This window comes from Pseudomonas sp. FW305-28 (genome assembly GCF_017351395.1).
Classification (GTDB): Bacteria; Pseudomonadota; Gammaproteobacteria; order Pseudomonadales; family Pseudomonadaceae; genus Aquipseudomonas; species Aquipseudomonas fluorescens_AA.
This window is the reverse complement of sequence record NZ_JACNDD010000021.1, coordinates 37,531-58,198: the sequence shown is the minus strand read 5'-3', so window position 1 is coordinate 58,198 and position 20,668 is coordinate 37,531. Positions and strand designations below refer to the sequence as shown.

At 62.1% G+C, this 20,668-nt stretch carries 20 protein-coding genes; 13 read left to right on the top strand and 7 right to left on the bottom strand.

The genetic code is table 11. The features are described 5' to 3' along the window. A partial coding sequence (gene mhpT, locus J4E53_RS07580) for a 3-(3-hydroxy-phenyl)propionate transporter MhpT (protein ID WP_207268123.1) occupies nucleotides 1-1,218 on the bottom strand: 1,218 nt, incomplete at its 3' end. A gap of 312 nt (nucleotides 1,219-1,530) precedes the next feature. Here mhpT and J4E53_RS07575 point away from each other — a divergent pair. Next, nucleotides 1,531-2,838, top strand: coding sequence for an OprD family porin (locus J4E53_RS07575; protein ID WP_103311128.1), 1,308 nt, complete (start codon nucleotides 1,531-1,533; stop codon nucleotides 2,836-2,838). Between the two features lie 171 nt (nucleotides 2,839-3,009). On the opposite strand, the gene J4E53_RS07570 is transcribed toward J4E53_RS07575, so the two are convergent. Continuing rightward, nucleotides 3,010-3,495, bottom strand: coding sequence for a MarR family winged helix-turn-helix transcriptional regulator (locus J4E53_RS07570; protein ID WP_060742571.1), 486 nt, complete (start codon nucleotides 3,493-3,495; stop codon nucleotides 3,010-3,012). 213 nt (nucleotides 3,496-3,708) lie between these two features. Here J4E53_RS07570 and J4E53_RS07565 point away from each other — a divergent pair, with 213 nt between their 5' ends. The 3 genes from J4E53_RS07565 to J4E53_RS07555 all read left to right on the top strand — a co-directional run bounded on the left by J4E53_RS07565 (nucleotide 3,709) and on the right by J4E53_RS07555 (nucleotide 8,112). Next, entirely contained in the window at nucleotides 3,709-4,539 is an 831-nt protein-coding gene (locus tag J4E53_RS07565; RefSeq protein ID WP_003202420.1) for a p-hydroxycinnamoyl CoA hydratase/lyase, read from the top strand. Between the two features lie 105 nt (nucleotides 4,540-4,644). Then, nucleotides 4,645-6,093 carry an aldehyde dehydrogenase gene (locus J4E53_RS07560; protein ID WP_060742570.1) on the top strand — a complete coding sequence of 483 codons (1,449 nt, stop codon included), beginning with the start codon at nucleotides 4,645-4,647 and terminating at the stop codon, nucleotides 6,091-6,093. A 141-nt stretch (nucleotides 6,094-6,234) separates the two neighbouring features. Then, on the top strand, nucleotides 6,235-8,112 hold the full coding sequence (locus J4E53_RS07555; protein WP_103311130.1) for a feruloyl-CoA synthase: 1,878 nt from the start codon (nucleotides 6,235-6,237) through the stop codon (nucleotides 8,110-8,112). Nucleotides 8,113-8,244: 132 nt separating this feature from the next. Here the strand turns inward: J4E53_RS07555 and J4E53_RS07550 are convergent, their stop codons facing one another. Next, a complete protein-coding gene (locus tag J4E53_RS07550) occupies nucleotides 8,245-8,562 on the bottom strand; it encodes a YqjD family protein (RefSeq protein ID WP_060742569.1) in 318 nt (105 codons plus the stop codon). 163 nt (nucleotides 8,563-8,725) lie between these two features. Here J4E53_RS07550 and J4E53_RS07545 point away from each other — a divergent pair, with 163 nt between their 5' ends. Next, complete coding sequence (locus tag J4E53_RS07545) at nucleotides 8,726-8,980, top strand: hypothetical protein (RefSeq protein WP_003181187.1); 255 nt, start codon at nucleotides 8,726-8,728, stop codon at nucleotides 8,978-8,980. A 3-nt stretch (nucleotides 8,981-8,983) separates the two neighbouring features. On the opposite strand, the gene J4E53_RS07540 is transcribed toward J4E53_RS07545, so the two are convergent. Beyond that, nucleotides 8,984-9,892, bottom strand: a complete 909-nt coding sequence (locus tag J4E53_RS07540) for a LysR family transcriptional regulator (RefSeq protein ID WP_060742568.1) — start codon at nucleotides 9,890-9,892, stop codon at nucleotides 8,984-8,986. Nucleotides 9,893-9,977: 85 nt separating this feature from the next. Between J4E53_RS07540 and J4E53_RS07535 the strand changes: the two genes are divergently transcribed. Further along, nucleotides 9,978-10,901 (top strand): carbon-nitrogen hydrolase family protein, encoded by a 924-nt coding sequence (locus J4E53_RS07535; protein WP_103308298.1) that lies wholly within the window; start codon nucleotides 9,978-9,980, stop codon nucleotides 10,899-10,901. A gap of 1 nt (nucleotide 10,902) precedes the next feature. On the opposite strand, the gene J4E53_RS07530 is transcribed toward J4E53_RS07535, so the two are convergent. Next, nucleotides 10,903-11,373, bottom strand: a complete 471-nt coding sequence (locus tag J4E53_RS07530; RefSeq protein ID WP_060742567.1) for an LEA type 2 family protein — start codon at nucleotides 11,371-11,373, stop codon at nucleotides 10,903-10,905. A 293-nt stretch (nucleotides 11,374-11,666) separates the two neighbouring features. On the opposite strand from J4E53_RS07530, the gene J4E53_RS07525 reads away from it, so the two are divergent. From J4E53_RS07525 to J4E53_RS07510, 4 genes are all read left to right on the top strand, one after another. After that, nucleotides 11,667-12,383, top strand: coding sequence for a YafY family protein (locus tag J4E53_RS07525; protein ID WP_060742566.1), 717 nt, complete (start codon nucleotides 11,667-11,669; stop codon nucleotides 12,381-12,383). 51 nt (nucleotides 12,384-12,434) lie between these two features. After that, a complete protein-coding gene (locus J4E53_RS07520) occupies nucleotides 12,435-12,776 on the top strand; it encodes a nuclear transport factor 2 family protein (RefSeq protein ID WP_003202401.1) in 342 nt (113 codons plus the stop codon). Nucleotides 12,777-13,004: 228 nt separating this feature from the next. Then, nucleotides 13,005-14,126: a cell division protein ZapE gene (gene zapE, locus J4E53_RS07515; protein ID WP_060742565.1), complete on the top strand. Its 1,122-nt coding sequence runs from the start codon at nucleotides 13,005-13,007 to the stop codon at nucleotides 14,124-14,126. 57 nt (nucleotides 14,127-14,183) lie between these two features. Continuing rightward, nucleotides 14,184-14,678, top strand: coding sequence for a GNAT family N-acetyltransferase (locus tag J4E53_RS07510; RefSeq protein WP_103308297.1), 495 nt, complete (start codon nucleotides 14,184-14,186; stop codon nucleotides 14,676-14,678). Nucleotides 14,679-14,702: 24 nt separating this feature from the next. Here J4E53_RS07510 and J4E53_RS07505 read toward each other — a convergent pair whose 3' ends face one another. After that, nucleotides 14,703-16,442 (bottom strand): phosphoethanolamine transferase CptA, encoded by a 1,740-nt coding sequence (locus tag J4E53_RS07505; RefSeq protein WP_103308296.1) that lies wholly within the window; start codon nucleotides 16,440-16,442, stop codon nucleotides 14,703-14,705. Between the two features lie 373 nt (nucleotides 16,443-16,815). Beyond that, nucleotides 16,816-16,989, bottom strand: coding sequence for a DUF6026 family protein (locus tag J4E53_RS07500; protein ID WP_013693491.1), 174 nt, complete (start codon nucleotides 16,987-16,989; stop codon nucleotides 16,816-16,818). A gap of 250 nt (nucleotides 16,990-17,239) precedes the next feature. Between J4E53_RS07500 and gnd the strand changes: the two genes are divergently transcribed. The 3 genes from gnd to J4E53_RS07485 are packed head-to-tail and all read left to right on the top strand — an operon-like array spanning nucleotide 17,240 to nucleotide 20,579. Further along, nucleotides 17,240-18,244, top strand: coding sequence for a phosphogluconate dehydrogenase (NAD(+)-dependent, decarboxylating) (gnd, locus tag J4E53_RS07495; RefSeq protein WP_256587142.1), 1,005 nt, complete (start codon nucleotides 17,240-17,242; stop codon nucleotides 18,242-18,244). Then, a complete protein-coding gene (gene zwf, locus J4E53_RS07490; protein WP_060742561.1) occupies nucleotides 18,241-19,761 on the top strand; it encodes a glucose-6-phosphate dehydrogenase in 1,521 nt (506 codons plus the stop codon). Before gnd ends, zwf begins: the two co-directional genes overlap by 4 nt. Further along, on the top strand, nucleotides 19,758-20,579 hold the full coding sequence (locus tag J4E53_RS07485) for an HAD family hydrolase (protein WP_103308294.1): 822 nt from the start codon (nucleotides 19,758-19,760) through the stop codon (nucleotides 20,577-20,579). Before zwf ends, J4E53_RS07485 begins: the two co-directional genes overlap by 4 nt. The last annotated feature ends 89 nt before the right edge of the window (nucleotides 20,580-20,668 follow it).

Here is a 20,668-nt window from a genome sequence, read left to right as displayed (position 1 = left end):
ATGCTCCACAACCGGATTCGTAGCCCTCAACCGCGGCCCCGCCGAATAACGAATCACACTGAGAACAGCCAACGTCGCAACCACCAATCCAGGAGAAGTCGCCAGCAATACAGCAGTGGTCCCACCCCCGGCCGCCAGGATCTGCCCGGCGGCCAAAGGTCCGGCCACCGAGCCCAGGCGCCCGATGGCCACCGCAGCACCAACCCCCGTCGCACGCACGGCCGTAGGGTAGGAGGGCGGTGCCAAGGCATAGAGAACCAGTTGCGCGGCCATGACGAACAACCCGGCAGCAAACCCGGCGATGCCCATGGGCACGATGCCGACCGACAAACCGACCCCGGCCAGGGCGCTCAGCAGGCCGGCATAGACGAACAGCACCACCTTGATGCCATTGCAGCGGTCCAGCAACAGGCCGCCCAGCAACGAACCAAGGGCGCCACCGATGTTGAACAGCATCTGCACCAGGCCCGCCTGGGGTTTGCTGAAGCCCTGTTCCAGCAACAACGATGGCAGCCAGTTGAGCAACATGTACATGACCGTCAGGGTGAAGAAATAGCTCAACCACAGAGCCAAGGTGGTACGGCCGCGACCTTCACCGAACAGCGCCTGGGCGGTGGAGCCACGCGATGAGCCGCCATCCTGCACCTGGCGAAAGGCGCTGGATTCGGGAAGCCACAGGAGCATCAGCGGCACCACCAGCAACGGCGCCAACCCACCGATGAAAAACGTCATCTGCCAGTGTTCGCCAAACAGCATGGCGACCACGGCGGCCAATGCGCCGCCCAACGGCACCCCCGCATACATCACGCTGATGGCCGTGCCCCGGCGCTGCTCACCCACGGCTTCGGCACACAGGGCAATGAGGTTGGGCAGGGCGGCGCCCAGGCCCAGGCCGGTCATGAAGCGCACCAGCAACAGGCTGGAGAAGTGTTCGACATAAGCGGTGCTGAGGGAAAACACGCCGAACAGCAAGACAGCGGCGATGAGGATTTTCTTGCGGCCGATGCGATCAGCGATCCAACCACCGAAGAAGGCCCCCGGCAGCAACCCGATGATTCCGGCGCTGAACACCCAGCCCATCATTTTCGGGTCAAGGGCAAACGTCTGCCGTAGTCCTGCGGCGGCGGTACCGGCTGACTGCAGGTCGAAACCCTCGATCAACGCAACAATGAAACACAAGGCAATGGTCAGCGTCGCACGACGCGCCGGACGGTCCATGGCAAATCCTCTTATTGTTTTTGTGAGGGGACACCGCTCGGAGGAAAACCGGCGGGTGTGTTTAAGATTAACAAAGCTAACTAAAAAATGAAGGGTGCCAGAAGGGCGTCCATAAGTGGCCAGTTCAGTATGCAAATCAGAGGCTTGGCAAGAATTCACGGGTGAATTGGTAAATTAGTTAATTACATTAATGTTCGATTATCGGACGCTAGCGATTGACGAAGCGCCCGTACGGTTTCCATTCTTTGTCCGCACGGCCCCCGTCGCCAAGCTCGGGCCGATCAAAACAACAACAATAAATGGACACCGAACATGCCAAACCTTGCTCGGGGCACGCTGACGGCGCGCCCTGTTTCATCTCTCGTCCCTCTGCTGGTCGGTCTCGGGCTGAGCCTCGGTTCTCCCGTATCGTGGGCGGAAGGTTTCATCGACGACAGCCACGGTACGCTGACCCTGCGCAACTACTACATGGACCGCGACTACAAGGACGACGGCGCCAAGACTGCAGCCCGGGAATGGGCTCAGGGTGTGTTCATGAACATGGAGTCGGGGTTTACCCCGGGTACGGTCGGATTCGGCCTGGATGTCAGGGGGTTGCTGGGCATCAAGCTTGACTCGTCGCCGGATCGCAGCGGCACTGAACTGTTGCCGGTGTCCAGCAGCGACAAGCGCGCGGCGGATGAGTATTCGCGCCTGGGCGTGACCGGAAAATTGCGTTTCGCTCAAACCACGGTGAAGACCGGCGATGTATCGATCTTCCTGCCGTTTGCCTTTGCCAGCCCGTCGCGGCTGCTGCCGCAGACCTTTCGCGGAACGACGCTCAGTTCCAAGGATCTCGACGGTTTGACGTTGAACACCGGGTATATCGATCGCATCGCTCGCCGCGATTCCACCGATTACCAGCCGATGAGCATCGCCTCGCCCAACCGCCGGTTCAACGGCGCGGCGACCTCTTCCCATATGGCGTATGTGGGGGGTGACTACCAGGTCAACAAAGACCTCAGCCTGCGGGCCTACCACGCCGAAGTGGCGGATCTGTACCAGCAGAACACCCTGGCGTTGTTGCATAACCTGCCCCTGGGCGATGGCGTCCTGACCACCGACCTGCGCAGTTTTTTCAGTGACGACGACGGTGCGGCCAAGGCCGGAAAGGTGGACAACCGCAATGTCTCGGCGCTGGTCGGCTATCGCCTGGGCGGGCATCGCGTGAGCCTGGGCTACATGCACGCCAGTGGCGATACGGCCACGCCTTATGTGTCCGGCACCGAGTTGATGGGCTTGAGTGAAATGACCATGAGCTCGGACTTCCTCAATGCCAAGGAACGCACCTGGCAGGCGATCCATGACTACGATTTCGCCGCCGTGGGCGTGCCGGGCCTGAGGACTCGACTGCGTTATGTGCGTGGCGATCACATCGAGCTGGCGGCCCTCGATGCCGAGGATCGCAAGGAGCGTGAGTTCCAGATGGAGTTGGGGTATGTGATCCAGGGCGGCCCACTGAAGAACGTCGGGTTGCTGGCGCGCAAATCGATCTATCGCAACAACTTTCCGGGTACGGCGGCGTTTCGCGACGAGAACCAGACCCGGTTCCTGGTGACGTACAGCGTGCCGATCTGGTGAGTTTCGAGTCGGTTGGCTAGCGCTTGTGGGAGCAAGGCTTGCCCGCGATGAAAGCGCTGCGGATCTTCAGAAGTCGAGGTGCCTTCATCGCGAGCAAGCTTTGCTCCCACATAGCGGGGAGGTGCGACGATTCGCTAAACCCTCTCGCCGCAGGGACCCGCGCCAGGCTTGCTACTGGTAGACCTTCTTCAACAACCGCAGCAACTCCTCGCGCTCAGCCCCTGAGAGGGCAGCGGTGGAGTCAAGGTCGCTCTGGGCGGCGATTTGCTTGAGCTCCTTGAGCAGGGTTTCGCCGGTCTTGCTCAGGAAGATCCCATAGGAGCGCTTGTCCGGCTTGCAGCGCACGCGCACCGCCAGGGCCCGGCTTTCCAGCTTATTGAGCAGCGGCACCACTTGCGGCGGTTCGATCGCCAGGGCCTTGGCCAGGTCGGCCTGCATCAGGCCGGGATTCTGGTCGATGATTGCCAGGGCCGAGAACTGGGCGGGCCGCAGATCGTGGACGGCGAGCCGGCCAATCAGGTTCTGGAACAGCTTCAGCTGGGCGCGGCGCAGGGCGTAACCGATCAGGTCGTCCAACGCGGAGTCCAGCGGCACCTGTGCGTCGGTACCGGCGACCAGGGGCTCGGCGGGTTCGGCAAGCTTGGAAGACTTGGCCATCGAAGTGAGTGTCCTCAAGGTAAGTGGTTAACAAGGCTATCCAGTTTGCCGGGGTTGCGGCGCCCTGGCTACGGGCTTGTGCATATTCGAATTTTTTTACCTTCGATCTCGCCTCTGAAAAATACAGATAAACCGATTAATAGTTAATTGACATAACTAAATTTCCGGTTTAGTTTTTGATCATCTTCAGCCAAGAACAAGAGAGCACGCATCATGAGCAATTACGAAGGTCGCTGGAAAACCGTCAAGGTCGATATCGAGGAGGGCATCGCCTGGGTCACCCTCAATCGCCCGGAAAAACGCAACGCCATGAGCCCGACCCTCAACCGCGAGATGATCGACGTGCTCGAGACCCTGGAGCAGGATCCGGCCGCAGGGGTGCTGGTGCTGACCGGGGCCGGTGATGCCTGGACCGCTGGCATGGACCTCAAGGAATACTTCCGCGAAGTGGATGCCGGGCCGGAAATCCTCCAGGAAAAAATCCGTCGCGAAGCCTCGCAATGGCAGTGGAAATTACTGCGCATGTACGCCAAGCCAACCATCGCCATGGTCAATGGCTGGTGTTTCGGTGGTGGTTTCAGTCCGCTGGTGGCGTGCGACCTGGCGATCTGCGCCGACGAAGCGACCTTCGGTCTCTCGGAAATCAACTGGGGCATCCCGCCGGGCAACCTCGTCAGCAAGGCCATGGCCGACACCGTGGGCCATCGCCAATCGCTGTACTACATCATGACCGGCAAGACCTTCGGTGGGCAGAAAGCCGCCGAAATGGGCCTGGTCAATGAGAGCGTGCCCTTGGCGCAGTTGCGTGAAGTCACCGTGGAACTGGCCCGCAACCTGTTGGAAAAGAACCCGGTGGTGCTGCGGGCGGCCAAGCATGGCTTCAAGCGTTGCCGCGAACTGACCTGGGAGCAGAACGAAGACTACCTGTACGCCAAGCTCGACCAGTCGCGCCTGCTCGATACCGAGGGTGGCCGCGAGCAGGGGATGAAGCAATTCCTGGACGACAAGAGCATCAAGCCGGGCCTGCAGACCTACAAGCGCTGAGACAACCGCGCGGCGGGCGCCATCGTGCGCCCGCGGGCTGTTCGTCCAAGGCCCTCGGCGCTACTGTGAACGTGTTCCCGATAAAGACAATAAAGAGGAATCACCATGCTGGACGTGCCCCTGTTGATTGGCGGCCAGTCGTGCCCGGCCCGCGACGGCCGGACCTTCGAGCGCTGCAACCCGGTGACCGGTGAGGTGGTGTCTCGCGTGGCCGCCGCCACCCTGGAAGATGCCGATGCCGCCGTGGCCGCCGCCCAAGCGGCGTTTCCTGCCTGGGCCGCGCTGGCACCCAACGAACGCCGCACGCGTCTGCTGCGGGCTGCCGAGCAGTTGCAGGCCCGCAGTGGCGAGTTTATCGCCGCGGCCGGCGAGACTGGCGCCATGGCCAACTGGTACGGTTTCAATGTGCACCTGGCGGCGAACATGCTGCGCGAAGCGGCGTCCATGACCACCCAGATCAACGGCGAAATCATTCCATCCGACGTGCCAGGCAGTTTCGCCATGGCCCTGCGTCAGCCCTGTGGCGTGGTGTTGGGCATCGCGCCCTGGAACGCCCCGGTGATTCTCGCCACCCGCGCCATCGCCATGCCCCTGGCCTGCGGTAACACCGTGGTGCTCAAGGCTTCCGAGATCAGCCCGGCGGTGCACCGGTTGATCGGCCAGGTGTTGCAGGACGCCGGGCTGGGTGACGGTGTGGTCAATGTCATCTGTAACGCACCGGCGGATGCGCCGGCCATTGTCGAACGGTTGATCGCCAACCCGGCGGTGCGCCGGGTCAATTTCACCGGTTCGACCCACGTCGGACGCATCGTCGGCGAACTCTCGGCGCGCCATCTCAAACCAGCGTTGCTGGAACTGGGCGGCAAGGCGCCGTTGCTGGTGCTGGATGACGCCGACCTGGACGCCGCCGTGCAAGCGGCCGCCTTCGGAGCCTACTTCAACCAGGGCCAGATCTGCATGTCCACCGAGCGATTGATCGTCGACGCCCGCGTGGCGGATGCGTTCATCGCCAAGCTGACCGCCAAGATCGCCACCTTGCGTGCCGGTGATCCGGCGGCTGGCGATTCGGTGCTGGGCTCGTTGGTCGATGCCAGTGCCGGCCAGCGCATCAAGGGACTGATCGACGATGCCTTGGCCAAAGGCGCAACGCTGGTCACCGGGGGCCAGTTGGAAGGCAGCATTCTGCAGCCGACCTTGCTCGACGGTGTCACTGCGCAGATGCGCCTGTACCGTGAGGAATCCTTCGGGCCAGTGGCGGTGCTGTTACGCGGTGAGGGCGATGAAGCGCTGTTGCGCCTGGCCAACGATTCCGAGTTCGGCCTGTCGGCTGCCATCTTCAGCCGCGACACCACCCGCGCGTTGGCGTTGGCCCAGCGGGTCGAGTCGGGCATTTGCCACATCAACGGGCCGACCGTGCACGACGAAGCGCAGATGCCCTTCGGCGGGGTCAAGTCCAGTGGTTATGGCAGCTTCGGCGGCAAGGCGTCCATCGAGCATTTCACCCAGTTGCGTTGGGTGACCTTGCAGAACGGTCCCCGGCATTACCCGATCTGAAACCCATCGCGTCACGGGCGGTCGAGCCTCGAAAGCCGCCGCCCGGATGCAGGCCAGAATAACAATGACAAGGCCGCAGCCCCGCGCTGCCACGCTCCGCTCGCCTCGCGACCCGAGCGTGCCTTGGTGGAGGAAATGTACGTGAGTTCCGAGTCCAGATCGTCCTCCCGACCCGAGGCCGGGCGTTATCGCCAGGTGTCGATTGGTCATCCTGCCGTCGAAGTCCGGGAAGAGCGCGGCATTTTGCACATGCGCTCCCTGGAATCCCTGGCCCCGTTGCCGGCGCGTTTACTCGAGCGCCTGGTGCACTGGGCCGAGGTGCGCCCGCAGCAGACGTTCATCGCGGCCCGTGAAGCGGGCGGTGACTGGCGTCGTGTCAGCTATGCGCAGATGCTCGACAGTGTCCGGGCCATCGCCCAAAGCCTGCTCAGCTATGGTTTGTCAGCGGAAAAACCCTTGGCGCTGCTCTCCGGCAACGACATCGAACACCTGCAAATGGCCCTCGGCGCGATGTACGCCGGCATTCCCTATTGCCCGGTGTCGCCGGCTTATTCATTGCTGTCCCAGGATTTCGCCAAGCTGCGCCATGTGTGCGACCTGTTGCAGCCGGGGTTGGTGTTTGTCAGCGAAGCCGCCCCGTTCGAACGAGCGATCAATGCCGTATTGCCGGCGAACGTTCCCCTGGTCACGGTGCGCGGCGAGATGGCGGGCCGCTCCAGGACAAGCTTCGCCAGCCTGTTGGCCCAACCCGGCGGCTCGGAGGCCGAGCAGGCGTTCGCCGCCACCGGCCCGGACAGCATCGCCAAGTTCCTGTTCACCTCGGGCTCCACCAAGCTGCCCAAGGCCGTGATCACCACCCAGCGTATGTTGTGCGCCAATCAGCAAATGCTGCTGCAAACCTTTCCGGTGTTCGGCGAGGCACCGCCGGTGCTGGTGGACTGGCTGCCGTGGAACCATACGTTCGGCGGCAGCCACAACGTCGGCATCGTGCTGTACAACGGCGGCACGTTCTACCTGGACGATGGCAAACCCACCGCCCAGGGCTTCGCCGAGACCCTGCGCAATCTCAAGGAAATTTCCCCCACCGCCTACCTGACCGTACCCAAGGGCTGGGAAGAATTGGTCAGCGCCTTGGAGCAGGACGGTGAGTTGCGCGAGCGTTTCTTCAAGCGCATCAGCCTGTTCTTCTTTGCCGCGGCGGGCTTGTCCCAAAGTACCTGGGATCGGCTCGATAAGGTTGCCGAGCAGCATTGCGGAGAACGTATCCGCATGATGGCGGGCCTGGGCATGACCGAAGCGTCGCCGTCCTGCACCTTCACCACCGGGCCCTTGTCCATGGCCGGCTACATCGGTCTTCCGGCGCCCGGCTGCGAGGTCCGGCTGGTGCCGGTGGATGGCAAGTTCGAAGGGCGTTTTCGCGGGCCGCACATCATGCCTGGCTACTGGCGTTCGCCGCAGCAGACCGCCGAAGTGTTCGACGAGGACGGTTTCTATTGCTCGGGGGATGCGATCAAACTGGCCGATGCCAGCAATCCGCAACTGGGGCTGATGTTCGACGGGCGGATTGCCGAGGACTTCAAATTGTCTTCCGGTGTCTTCGTCAGCGTCGGGCCGTTGCGTAACCGGGCGGTGTTGGAAGGCACACCCTACGTCCAGGACCTGGTGATCACCGCCCCGGATCGCGAGTGCCTGGGTGCGCTGGTGTTTCCACGACTTGCTGAGTGCCGGCGCCTGTCAGGCCTGGGCGCGAACGCCAGCGACGCCCAGGTCCTCGCCAGCCCGCCGGTACGCCAATGGTTCGCCGCCTGGCTGCAACGCCTGAACCGCGCAGCCAGCGGCAACGCCAGTCGCGTGGAGTGGATAGCCTTGCTCGATGAACCGGCGTCCATCGACCGTGGTGAAATCACCGACAAGGGATCGATCAACCAACGGGCGGTGTTGCAGTGGCGGGCGGGGAAGGTGGAGGCGTTGTACCGCGGGGAGGATGCGTCGATCCTGCGGGCGGGACCTGCCGCTTAAGGCAATAACAAGTCCCTGTGGGAGCGAGCTTGCTCGCGATGGCGATGGTTCAGTAGCAGAGATGTTGTCTGACACACCGTCATCGCGAGCAAGCTCGCTCCCACATCAGGTCCGGGGGCTGGTTGCTATTGTTTAACGCCGTCCCAGCAGCAAACCCACCACCAGCCCGAACCCCGCGGAAATCGCCACGGTCTGCCAGGGGTGGCCGCCAATATAGACCTCAGTGGCATCGACCATTGGACGGGTACGCTCCCGGGCGCTGGTGACCGAGTCGAGCGCCTGTTGCAGTTTCTGGGATATCTGGCCTCGCAGGTCTTCAGCCTCTTCTCCCACCAGCGAGGCACTGCTTTTGAGCAGCTTTTCCGATTCTTCAATCAGCGCCGTCAATTCGCTGAAGGCTTGATCCTTGATTTGCTCTCCGTTCGCTTGCACGGTGCCTTTACGGGCCATGGAAGTACTCCTTGTGTGGATGATGGCATTGAACAATGGAGTGCTGCGCCGGTTAAAAAGTTGCAACGCCTAGGCCTTGGCAGGGCAGTCCATCGCAAATCGTGGTTAAGACGTTTCCCCGCAAGGTGTAAGATGGCGCCTATTTACGCAACAGGTAATTCCCATGAGCTTCAATCTGGCTGACAAGCCCCTGGCCGAGCGCGCCGCGCTGGAAGACGAAAAATCCCGACTCTTTGAACTGTGGCAAAACAACCTGGGCAAGGCCAAGGGCGATGCCGCCCGCCTGTTTGGCGAGCGCTCCAAGCGCAAGGGCAAGTGGGCCGAGTGGGTGCGTGCCGAACTGGACGGCATGTCGCCGCCGGAATACGCCAACATGGTGCGCAGTGAAGTCAATCGACTGATGGCCGCCAACAAGTAAACCTCAGGCAAACGTCGCGCTAATGGCCTCGCGCACCTTGAGCATTGCCGGATCCATTTGCGTGTGGGTCCGCCAGCCCAGTTCGATGGGGTAGCGGGGCAAGGCCAGGGGGCAGGGCAGCAAGGCCAGGCCGCTGAGGTCGGCAATGGCCCGGGCAGCGTGGGCGGGAATCGTCGCTACGGCCTGGCTGCCCTTGAGCAGGAATGGCAGCGCGGCAAAGTGGGTGGTCGAGGCACAGACTCGCCGACTCAGGCCAAGCCCGGCCAATCCTTCGTCGGTGATGCCGATGAAGCCCCCCGAAGACACCAGCAGATGCTCGCGGGCCACGAACGCCTCCAGGCTGAGGGATTGTTGGCCGTGTGTCAGGCTCGCCGCGTCCAACAGGCAGGCGTAATCGCCTTCACCCAATACCTGGCGGCTGAGCAGCCGCTGCGCGAAACCACCCGCCGTGATCGCCAGGTCGAGATCGCGCTCCATCAAGGCCCGGCCGACGATCTGGCTGTGGGTCTGACGGAAAATCAAGCGCAGGCCCGGCGCACGTCGGGCCACTTCGTCGATCAGGCGCCGCCCATGGGCAATCTCGAAATCATCCGACAGGCCGACGATGACCGAGCGGCCGTCATAATGGCTGGCATCCGGGTCGACCATCGCCAGGCTCTGGCGACATTTGTCCAGGGCTTCGCTGATCACCGGTTTCAGCTGGTTGGCCCGCAGCGTCGGCGCCAGCCCCCGACCCGTGCGCACGAATAGTTGATCGTCATACAACCCGCGGAGCCTGCGCAATGCGGCGCTGATGGCCGACTGGGTCACGCCCAGGCGTAGGGCGGCGCGGCTGGCGCTGGATTCGTCATGCAGGGCTTCGAAAGTCTTGAGCAGATTGAGGTCGATGTCGGCGATATTCATGGGGCTCATATCATTTAGCAGCATTCAGGGCTTTATTCATGATCGGCCGCTCCTCGAGAATCAGCAACACCTGATGATCACGGAGTTGAAAACCATGCCCAAATCCATTGTGGCTGCCCTGCAGATCGGCTCGTTGCCTGGCGGCAAGGGCGAGACCCTGGCGCAGATCCTTTCCTACGAAGACGCCATTCGCCAGGCCGGCGCGCGCCTGGTGGTGATGCCTGAAGCGTTGCTCGGTGGTTATCCCAAGGGCGAGGGGTTCGGGACGCAACTGGGTTACCGGCTGCCGGAGGGGCGTGAAGCGTTCGCCCGCTATTTTGCCAATGCCCTTGATGTGCCCGGTGTGGAAACCGAAGCGCTGGCCGGGCTGTCGGCGCGTACGGGGGCGAGCCTGGTGCTGGGCGTCATCGAGCGTGTCGGCAGCACTCTCTACTGCACTGCACTGTATTTCGAGCCCGACGCGGGCCTGGTGGCACGGCACCGCAAGTTGATGCCCACCGGTACCGAACGGCTGATCTGGGGCAAAGGCGATGGTTCGACCTTGCCGGTGATCGACAGCCAGGTTGGCCGGGTCGGCGCGGCGGTGTGCTGGGAAAACATGATGCCGCTGTTGCGCACCGCGATGTACGCCAAGGGGGTGGAGGTCTGGTGTGCGCCCACGGTGGATGAGCGGGAGATGTGGCAGGTGACCATGCGGCATATCGCCCACGAAGGGCGTTGTTTTGTGGTCAGTGCCTGTCAGGTCCAGGCTTCGCCGCAGGCGTTGGGTATCGACGTCGCGCACTGGCCGGTCGAGCGGCCGCTGATTGCCGGTGGCAGCGTGATTGTCGGGCCCATGGGCGATGTGCTCGCCGGACCACTGAAAGACACTGCCGGGCTACTGACCGCCGAAATCGACACCGATGACCTGGTGCGGGCGCGCTACGACTATGACGTGGTCGGGCACTACGCCAGGCCGGATGTGTTCGAGCTGGTGGTGGACGAGCGCGCCAAGCCTGGCGTGCGCTTTACGGCGTGATTCACCACGTCGCCGCGGAGCCCGGCAGTTCGAGGGTCCCGCGGTCGACGAAGCGCATGGTGCCGAACACGCCGCCGGCGAGTTTGCCCTTGAGCACATAGGGCAGGTTGTCCAGGCTTTGGGTCTGGCTCAGGCCCAGGGTCTGGCGCAGCACGGAAAACGCCGAAATGCTCACCGGGACGCTCACGATCGCTTCGGAAAAGCGCGGGATCGAGCCGGTCTGGTCACTGACCCCTGTCGCCAGCGTACGGCCGTTGACCTCCAGGTCCAGCGCCACGCCGTTGTAGTCGATGGCGGTTTCGTTGGGGTTCTGCACGCGCAGCTTCACGGCGAAGCGTACTTCCAGGCCCTGGTTGGGCAGCGGTTCGATGCCGACCACGTTGATGTTCAGCGGGTCACGGTTCGGGAAGAGGGCGCAGGCGCTGAGGCTGAGCAGGATCAGGAATACGGAAAGGCCGAGGATTCTGCGCATGGATTGACTCTCAAAGAATGAAAAAAACCGGAAGCGAGTGAGCACGATACCCCACAGGTGCCCAACGGCAACCCACGAACCCTTGGATAGGGCGATTTTGTGGCGAGGGAGCTTGCTCCCGCTCGGTTGCACAGCAACCGCAGAAGCTTGGGGCCGCTACGCAGCCCAGCGGGAGCAAGCTCCCTCGCCACAAAAGCCCATGCCACAGCGATTGGATAGTAAGGGGGCTCCTGACAGTTTCTGACACCAGCCTCTGCTAATCTGCGCCATCTTTTCTTTGCGGACAGTCCATCGTGTCGCGTACCACTCGGCTGCTCACTTTGCTGCAAGTCTTGCGGGGCAAGCGTTGCCCGGTCACCGCTGCGACGTTGGCGGGTGAACTGAATGTATCCGAGCGTACCTTGTACCGCGACATTGCCGAACTCACGGCCCTCGGCGCGCCGATCCAGGGCGAGGCGGGCATTGGTTATGTATTGCGTAGCGGCCTGTTCCTGCCGCCGCTGATGTTCACCGCCGATGAAATCGAAGCCATTGTGCTGGGTTTGCGCTACGTGGATCAGCGCGCCGACGAGGTGCTGGGCAAGGCGGCCGCCGACGCCCTGGCGAAGGTCGCCGCCGTGCTGGCCCCGGATGTGCGGGATGCGTTACGCAACCCGACGGTACTGCCTGGCCCGCCGGGTTATGGTTATCCGCAGAACACCGTGGAGCTGAATGTCTACCGCCAGGCCATTCGTGCCCAGGCCAAGCTGCACATCGACTACGCCGACGTGAACAAGACCCCGAGCCAACGCCTGATCTGGCCGCTGGCCCTGGGCTTTTTCAACGAGGCGCGGGTGGTGGTGGCCTGGTGCGAGTTGCGCGGCGCCTACCGGACCTTTCGCACCGACCGGATTGCCTCGGCCACCGAGCAGGGCGAGCGGTATCCAGGCCGGCGCAGCGATTTGTTGCGGGACTGGTTTGCGTTGATGAAGCTGGACGAAACCGGGCGGTTCACTCCTGACAAAAACTGACACAACGCTGTTCTAGCATGGTGCCAGATCGATAAAACAAGGAGCCATACCATGTCCAATCCCGTCTCTTCCCTGGCCCCGGCCATCGCCGGCTACATCGCGGCTGCCAATGCCCGTGACAGTTCGGCGGTGACGCGTTTCTTCGCCGAGGATGCCAACGTGTTCGATGAAGGCCAGCACCGCGTTGGCACCCAGGCCATCGCCCAATGGATGGAAGACACCGCCCAGCGATTCCAGCCGCGGGTGGAAGTCCTCAATGTGCAGCAGCGCACTGGCAAGGTGCTGGTGCAGAACCTGATCTCCGGAACATTCCCCGGCAGCCCGCTGGAGTTGCGTTATACCTTTCGGCTCGATGAGCAGGGCAAGATCAGTCGGTTGGATATCTCGATTTAAAGTTCCGTACCCAGGTCTGTGGGAGCAAGGCTTGCCCGCGATAGCCGCGCCGCGGTCCAACAGCCAAACCGCGTTATCGTTCATCGCGGGCAAGCCTTGCTCCCACAGGGCATGCTTCCACAAGATCTTGCTCCCACAGATAAACCCCTTCGTCACGGCTCTGTGCAGGGTTCCTGCAATCGCCCGCCATGGCATACTCCCCATCTTCGTTTTCCGGACCCGGGCCGTATGACTTTCGACTCCCCCTTGACTGCCTGGCAGCATGCCATCGAACACCACGGCTTCGTCCAGGACGAGGCCCAGGAATTGGCCATCATGGCGCTGGAGCAATGCCACCAGGCGTTGCACGAAGGGCGCAAGTCGATCAAGGGCGTCTATCTCTGGGGCCCGGTGGGACGTGGCAAGACCTGGCTGATGGACCGCTTTTATGAAAGCCTCAAGGTGCCGGCCCGCCGCCAGCACTTCCATCATTTCATGGCGTGGGTGCACCAGCGCTCGTTCCAGCTCACCGGCACGCCGGATCCTTTGCAAGCCCTGGCCCGGGAGTTGAGCGCAGAAGTACGGGTGTTGTGTTTCGACGAGCTGTTCGTCAACGACATTGGTGACGCGATCATCCTCGGGCGCTTGTTCCAGGTGATGTTCGAGCTGGGCATGGTGATGGTGAGCACCTCCAACCTGCCGCCGGAAGAACTCTATGCCAACGGCCACAACCGTGAGCGTTTCCTGCCGACCATCACCGCGATCAAGCAGCACATGCAGATCGTGCCGGTGAACGGCTGGCAAGACCATCGCCAGCACCCAGGCCAATTGCAGCAGCGTTATTGGCTGCGCGATCCCGGGCAGCCCGATCCGCTGGGCGATGTCTTCAGCCTGTTGACCACAGGGCAGGCGTCGAGCCGCGCGCCGATTGACGTGGGCCATCGCCTGCTTGAACCGGTCCAGGCCAGCGATACGGTGCTCTGGAGTCGTTACGCCGACCTGTGTGAGCAACCGTTCTCGGCGTTGGATTTCATGGCGCTGTGCGACCGCTTCAGCGTCATTCTGCTCAGTGATGTGCCCTGCCTGAGCGCCGAACAGCGCGAGGGGCGCATTGCCCGTGGCACCGAGGACGGCGTTGAGCGGGTCGTGGCCGGTGACCGTGAGTTGCCGCAGTTGTCGGTCCACGACGACGGCGTGCGACGGTTCATCGCCCTGGTCGATGAATGCTACGACCGCAAGGTACCGTTGTGCCTTTCGGCTGCGGTGCCGATGGATGAGTTGTACACCGAGGGCTATCTGCAATTCCCGTTTCGCCGTACGCTCAGTCGCCTCCAGGAAATGCAAATGCAACGTTTTGGTCAGCCAGCCTGACCTGTATCCCGCCGACGGCATCGAGCCGCCGGTACTACCGAAGTGAGATGGAAGGTCATGGAAGAAGCCAAGGACATTCTTGTTCTGCAAGCCAGCTACACCAACCCGGTCCACGCCGAAGCGATCTGTCATGTGCTCAACGGTTATGCGTTGGACCCGATGGGCGGGGGACATCCGTTGCCGGCCGAGGTCCTGCTGCACCTGCCCGAGGAACTGGCCAAGCGTCCTCATGCCTTCAGCGTGCTGGCTTTCGTCAACGGCGAGCCAGCGGGGCTGGTCAATTGTTTCGAAGGTTTTTCAACCTTTGCCTGCCGACCGTTGGTGAACATCCACGACGTGGTGGTCATGCCGGAGTTTCGCGGCCTCGGGTTGAGCCAGAAGATGCTGCAGAAGGTCGAGGATATTTCCCGCCAGCGCGGTTGCTGCAAGATTACCCTGGAAGTGCTCCAGGAAAATGCCGTGGCACAGGGCAGCTACGCCAAGTTCGGCTTTGCCCCCGGCATGTTCGACCCCGCCCACGGCCCTATGCAGTTCTGGATCAAGCCCCTGTAAAAGCGGGCATCCGATCGGTTTCGATCATTTTTGCACGACTTCGGCCAAGGGCGCCTTGGGCTGCATCAGGCTGAAGTCGATCAGGGCCTTGCGTGGGGTTTGATACGGGTTGCCGATCAGCAGTGGACGGGCCTTGAAGTCATCGCTGACCAGGCTCTTGCTACGATCCAGTTCGTCAAAACTCAAGCCGGCCAGGTCCGCCCAGGTGTGGATCAGGTGTGAACTGCTGTAGGGGCGTGACAGGTCGCCGGCAAAGTTCCAGTCATGGTTTTCGCGCCACTTGGGCGAAGCCCAGGCCATGAAAGGAATGGTGTACATCGGTGCGGTCGGTTTGCCTTCGTTACGGCCCAACGTACCGTGACCCGGCGAGTCGAACACGTCTTCGCCGTGGTCCGAGAGGTACAGCAGGAAGCCGTTGGGATCAGTCTTGGCGTAATCCTTGATCAGGCTGGACACGACAAAGTCGTTGTACAGCACCGCGTTATCGTAGCTGTTGTAGGTCGGGACCTGATCATCACGCAGGCCCGCCGGTACGCCCTGGCGGTCAGTGAACTTGTTGAACGTCGGCGGATACCGGTACTGATAGCTCATGTGGGTGCCGAGCAGGTGCACCACGATCAGCTTGCGCGGGGCGCTGTCGGCCAAGGCCTTGTTGAATGGCTCGATCACGTCGCCATCGTATTGCGCGGCATTCTGGTTGCGGTTGTTGTTCAGGTACACCTGTTCGTCGGCCTGTTGGGAAAAGGTCGTGAGCATGGTGTTGCGCTTGGTCATGGTCTGCTGGTTGGTGATCCAGAAGGTCTTGTAGCCGGCCTGCTTCATCATGCTGACCAACGATGGTGTGCTCAGGTACAGGTCTGGACTCTCCTCGTCGGCGAACGTCAGCACCTGCTGCAGCGCTTCGATGGTGTAGGGGCGCGGGGTGATGACATTGTCGAACACCGAAAGCTGGTCCTTGAGCTTGTCCAGCTCCGGCGTGGTTTCCCGCGGGTAACCGTACAGGCTCATGCGCTGGCGGTTGGTGGATTCGCCGATCACCAGCACCAGGGTGGCTGGCTGTTCTGCGGTGGCATCCTTGAGATTGCTCAGGGGTGCAATCTTGCTGGCGCTGTGGAGCATGCCTTGCATGTTTTCCAGCTGTTCACCGTAGCGACGATAGGCCACCAGCATCTGCCATGGCACGGCTGGCTCGATGCGATCTTCGAACTTCTCCAGGCCACCGGCGAAACTGCCGGTGCGCAGGGTTTGCTTGACCAGCGGATAACCGGCCACGGCGAGCACGATGACGGCTGCGGCGACCATGGCCTGGCCCCGAGGCAGGTACACCGGACGCAGACGGGTCCAGAGCCAATAGCCAACCGCGGTGTGGGCCAGGAACGCCGCCACCATCCACCAGGCAAAATACTGGGTCAGGTACTCGCCGGCTTCAGACACGTTCGATTCGAACATGATGAAAATGACGCTCTGGGAAAATTCCTGCTGGTAAATGAAGAAGTAGCCCAGGCTGGCCATGGAGCAAGCCCACAGCACCACGCCGATCAATGCCGCGAGCACGCGTGTACGGGCGGGGAAGAGCAGCAGGGGCGCCAGCCACACCGCACTCATCACGAACGCTTGGCGAAAGCCGGTGAAACCGGAGGTGTCGCTCAGCAGGATGAGCAGTTGGGTGATGCCCGAGAAATACCAGAAGAACAGAAACAGCCAGCCGAGTCCGGCCCAGTCGAAACCTTTCGCAGTCGTTTTGCTGCGTTTGAACAAGCTCATCAAGCGCTCCAGCCTTTATCGACGAAGCTGCCGGCACCGGATTGGTGACCGCAGGCCTGCGCCGAACAACCCTAAAGGCGGGGAGTATTACGAGCCGGTTGTGAAAACTTTGTGAGTTTTTCGGATACAAAATGCACGTGAGGTGCGAATGCACCTGTGGCAAGGGGATTTGTCTCTAGGGGCGGGACCTGTGGGAGCAAGGCTTGCCCGCGATAGCCGCGCCGCGGTCGAACAGCTGAACCGCGTTATCGTTCATCGCGGGCAAGCCTTGCTCCCACAGATAGAATTCTCGCCTCAAGTGGGCACGGCAGGACTTGCATGGAAGTGACCCTGTTTGACCAGCGTCACTTCTTCGACTGTGCCTCTGGGGCGGTTACCGAGCCAGGGACTGGCTCTGGTGGGACAGCTGTGCGTGCTGCAGCTGCATGCGCAACTGCGTCACTTCATCGAGCAGCAGATCGCGTTCTTCCTTGAGTAGGCGCAATTCATCGCGACGAATGGTCACATAAAGGGTTTGGGGAGGACGTGCGGTAACGACAGGGCCCATTGCTCACCTCGCAAATGGCGTACATCAACTATAGAGATGTCGCCATGATTTGGTCGACACCTCTACTATCGGCGCCGATTCTGATTTCTTTTGCTTGTGATTGGAACTTTTTTATTTTTCATGGTCGTTGTGTCTTCGGCCGGATCTTGAACGTTATCCCTTGTGATCGCTCGAATTACCCGGAAACTATGCAGCAATGCTCTGGACTAACCTCCATTAGTCGATAGTGTTAAATCTTTGACACACCTTTATTTGTAGTAGGGAGCATCAGCACATGCAACTCGGGATCATTGGACTGGGCCGCATGGGCGGCAATATTGCGCGGCGCCTGATGCTCAATGGGCACGCCACCGTCGTCTATGACCGCAATGCCGCTTTTGTCGAAAACCTGCGCCAGGAAGGCGCCACGGGCGTCGCGGACCTGCCGGCGCTGGTCGCCGGTCTGGAAAAGCCACGGGCGGTCTGGGTCATGCTGCCGGCCGGAGCACCCACCGAAGACACCATCAACGTCCTCAGCGAACTGCTCGAGCCGGGCGACGTGATCATTGATGGCGGTAACACGTATTACAAGGACGACATCCGTCGCGCCCAGGCCCTGTCGGAAAAAGGCCTGAGCTACATCGATGTCGGCACCTCCGGCGGTGTCTGGGGCCTGGAGCGCGGTTACTGCATGATGATTGGCGGCGAGGCCGAGGTGGTGAAGCGCCTGGACCCGTTGTTCGACAGCCTGGCGCCGGGCATGGGCGACATCCCGCGCACCCGTGACCGCAAATCCGACGATGACCGTGCCGAGCGTGGCTATATCCACGCGGGCCCGGCGGGTTCGGGGCATTTCGTGAAGATGATCCACAACGGCATTGAATACGGCATGATGCAGGCCTTCGCCGAGGGCTTTGACATCCTCAAGACCAAATCCAGCGAAAGCCTGCCAGCGGAGCAGCGTTTCGACCTGAACGTGGCCGATATCGCCGAAGTCTGGCGTCGCGGCAGCGTGGTGTCGTCCTGGTTGCTGGACTTGACCGCCGACGCGTTGGCCAGCGATCCGAAACTGGACGGCTTTTCCGGTGAAGTCGCCGACAGTGGGGAAGGGCGCTGGACCATCGAGGCCGCCATTGAGCAAGCCGTGCCGGTTCCGGTCCTGTCCAGCTCGCTGTTCGCCCGCTTCCGCTCGCGCCAGCAAAGTACCTACGGCGACAAAATGCTCTCGGCCATGCGCTTCGGCTTTGGCGGCCACGTGGAGACGCCGAAGAAATGACCTCGATCGCCAGCAAATCCAAGGCAGAACCCGCGCCGCCGACCACGTTGTTCCTGTTCGGCGCCCATGGCGATCTGGTCAAGCGCCTGCTCATGCCGGCGCTTTACCACCTCAGTCGCGACGGTCTGCTGGACGATGGGCTGCGTATCGTCGGGGTTGACCACAACGCCATCAGCGATGTGGATTTTGCCAAGAAACTCGAAGATTTCATCCGTAACGAAGCGGCGAGCAAGGGCGGTGATGCCGACCGCGTGCTCGACCCGGCGCTGTGGGCCAAGCTGGCCCAGGGCATCAGCTATGTCCAGGGTGACTTCCTCGATGACGACACCTACCAGGCGCTGGCGGCGAAAATCGCTGCCAGCGGCACCGGCAACGCGGTCTTCTACCTGGCGACCGCGCCGCGCTTTTTCAGTGAAGTGGTCAGCCGCCTCGGTGCGGCCGGGCTGCTTCAGGAGCAGGAGGGGGCTTTCCGGCGGGTGGTGATCGAAAAACCGTTCGGTTCCGACCTGCAAACCGCCGAAGCGCTGAACGCCTGCCTGCTCAAGGTCATGAGCGAGAAACAGATCTATCGCATCGACCATTACCTGGGTAAGGAGACGGTGCAGAACATTCTGGTCAGTCGTTTTTCCAACAGCCTGTTCGAGGCGTTCTGGAACAACCACTACATCGACCACGTACAAATCACCGCCGCCGAAACCGTCGGTGTGGAAACCCGTGGCAGTTTTTATGAACACACCGGCGCCCTGCGGGACATGGTGCCCAACCACCTGTTCCAACTGCTGGCGATGGTGGCCATGGAGCCGCCAGCGGCGTTTGGGGCCGACGCCGTGCGTGGGGAAAAAGCCAAGGTCGTCGGGGCGATCCGGCCCTGGTCGGTGGAACAGGCCCGCGCCAACTCGATCCGCGGCCAGTACACCGCCGGTGAAGTCGCTGGCAAGGCAGTGACCGGTTATCGCCAGGAAGCCAACGTCGCCGCCGACAGCAACACCGAGACGTACGTGGCCCTCAAGGTCATGATCGATAACTGGCGTTGGGTGGGCGTACCGTTCTACCTGCGTACCGGCAAGCGCATGAGCGTGCGAGACACGGAGATCGTCATCTGCTTCAAACCGGCGCCTTACGCGCAGTTTCGCGACACTGAAGTCGACGAATTGCAACCCACGTACCTGAGAATCCAGATTCAGCCCAATGAAGGCATGTGGTTCGACCTGCTGGCCAAGCGGCCGGGGCCGGCGCTCGACATGGCCAATATCGAATTGGGCTTTGCCTATAAGGACTTCTTCGAAATGCAGCCGTCCACGGGTTACGAAACCCTGATCTACGATTGCCTGACCGGTGACCAGACGCTGTTCCAGCGCGCCGACAACATCGAAAACGGCTGGCGCGCCGTGCAGCCGTTCCTCGACGCCTGGCGGCAGGACGCAACGGTCCAGCCCTACAAGGCCGGTGAAGATGGCCCGGCGGCGGCCGATGACTTGCTGACCCGCGACAATCGCGTCTGGCACGGCCTCGGATGAGTGATCTGGTGAAGCACCCCATCCGGTTTTTACTCAGCGACATGGACGGCACACTGCTGCTGCCTGATCACAGTCTCAACCAGCGCACCATCGCCGCGGTTCGCGCATTGCGTGAAGCCGGTGTGCTGTTCAGCCTCGCCACCGGTCGGCCGCCGCGGGCCATGCTGCAGCAGATCGAGGCCCTGGGCGTCGACCTGCCCACGGCGGCGTTCAATGGCGGCACGCTGGTTCATCCCGACGGCAGTTTCCTCGCTGTCCACTACCTGCCGCCGGAGGCTGCACTGGCCACCCTGGCGCTGTACGCCGATCAGCCGGGCATCGAAGTCTGGGTATTCGCCGATGGCGACTGGCTGGTGCGCGACGCCCACGGGCCGATGGTGCCGGTGGAGACGCGTGGCCTGGGCTACCCGCCGGTCGAAGTCGAGAGTTTCGAGCCTTACCTGGAGCGGATCGACAAGATCGTCGCCACCAGCGCCAACACCGACCTGCTGGTGGAGCTGGAGGCTCGGCTGCATCCGCTGCTCAAGGGCCAGGCCCAGGTGTCGCGTTCGCAACCGATCTACCTGGATGTGACGGCGATGAAGGCGAACAAAGGGGAAGCGCTGTCGACCCTGGCCGCCTTCCTCGACGTGCCGCTGGAGCAGACCGCGGCCATGGGTGACGGTGGCAACGACCCGGCGATGTTTCACCGGGCGGGGTTGTCGATTGCCATGGGCCAGGCGGAGGAGGCGATCAGGCGCCAGGCGGATGTAGTGACCTCCGCCGTGACCGAAGACGGCGCAGCCCTGGCGATCGAGCGGTACATCCTGCCGCGATAGACCGCCTGACCTCTTGTGGGAGCGAGCTTGCTCGCGATAGCGGTCTGTCATTCAACATGAATGCTGGCTGAAACCTCATCGCGAGCAAG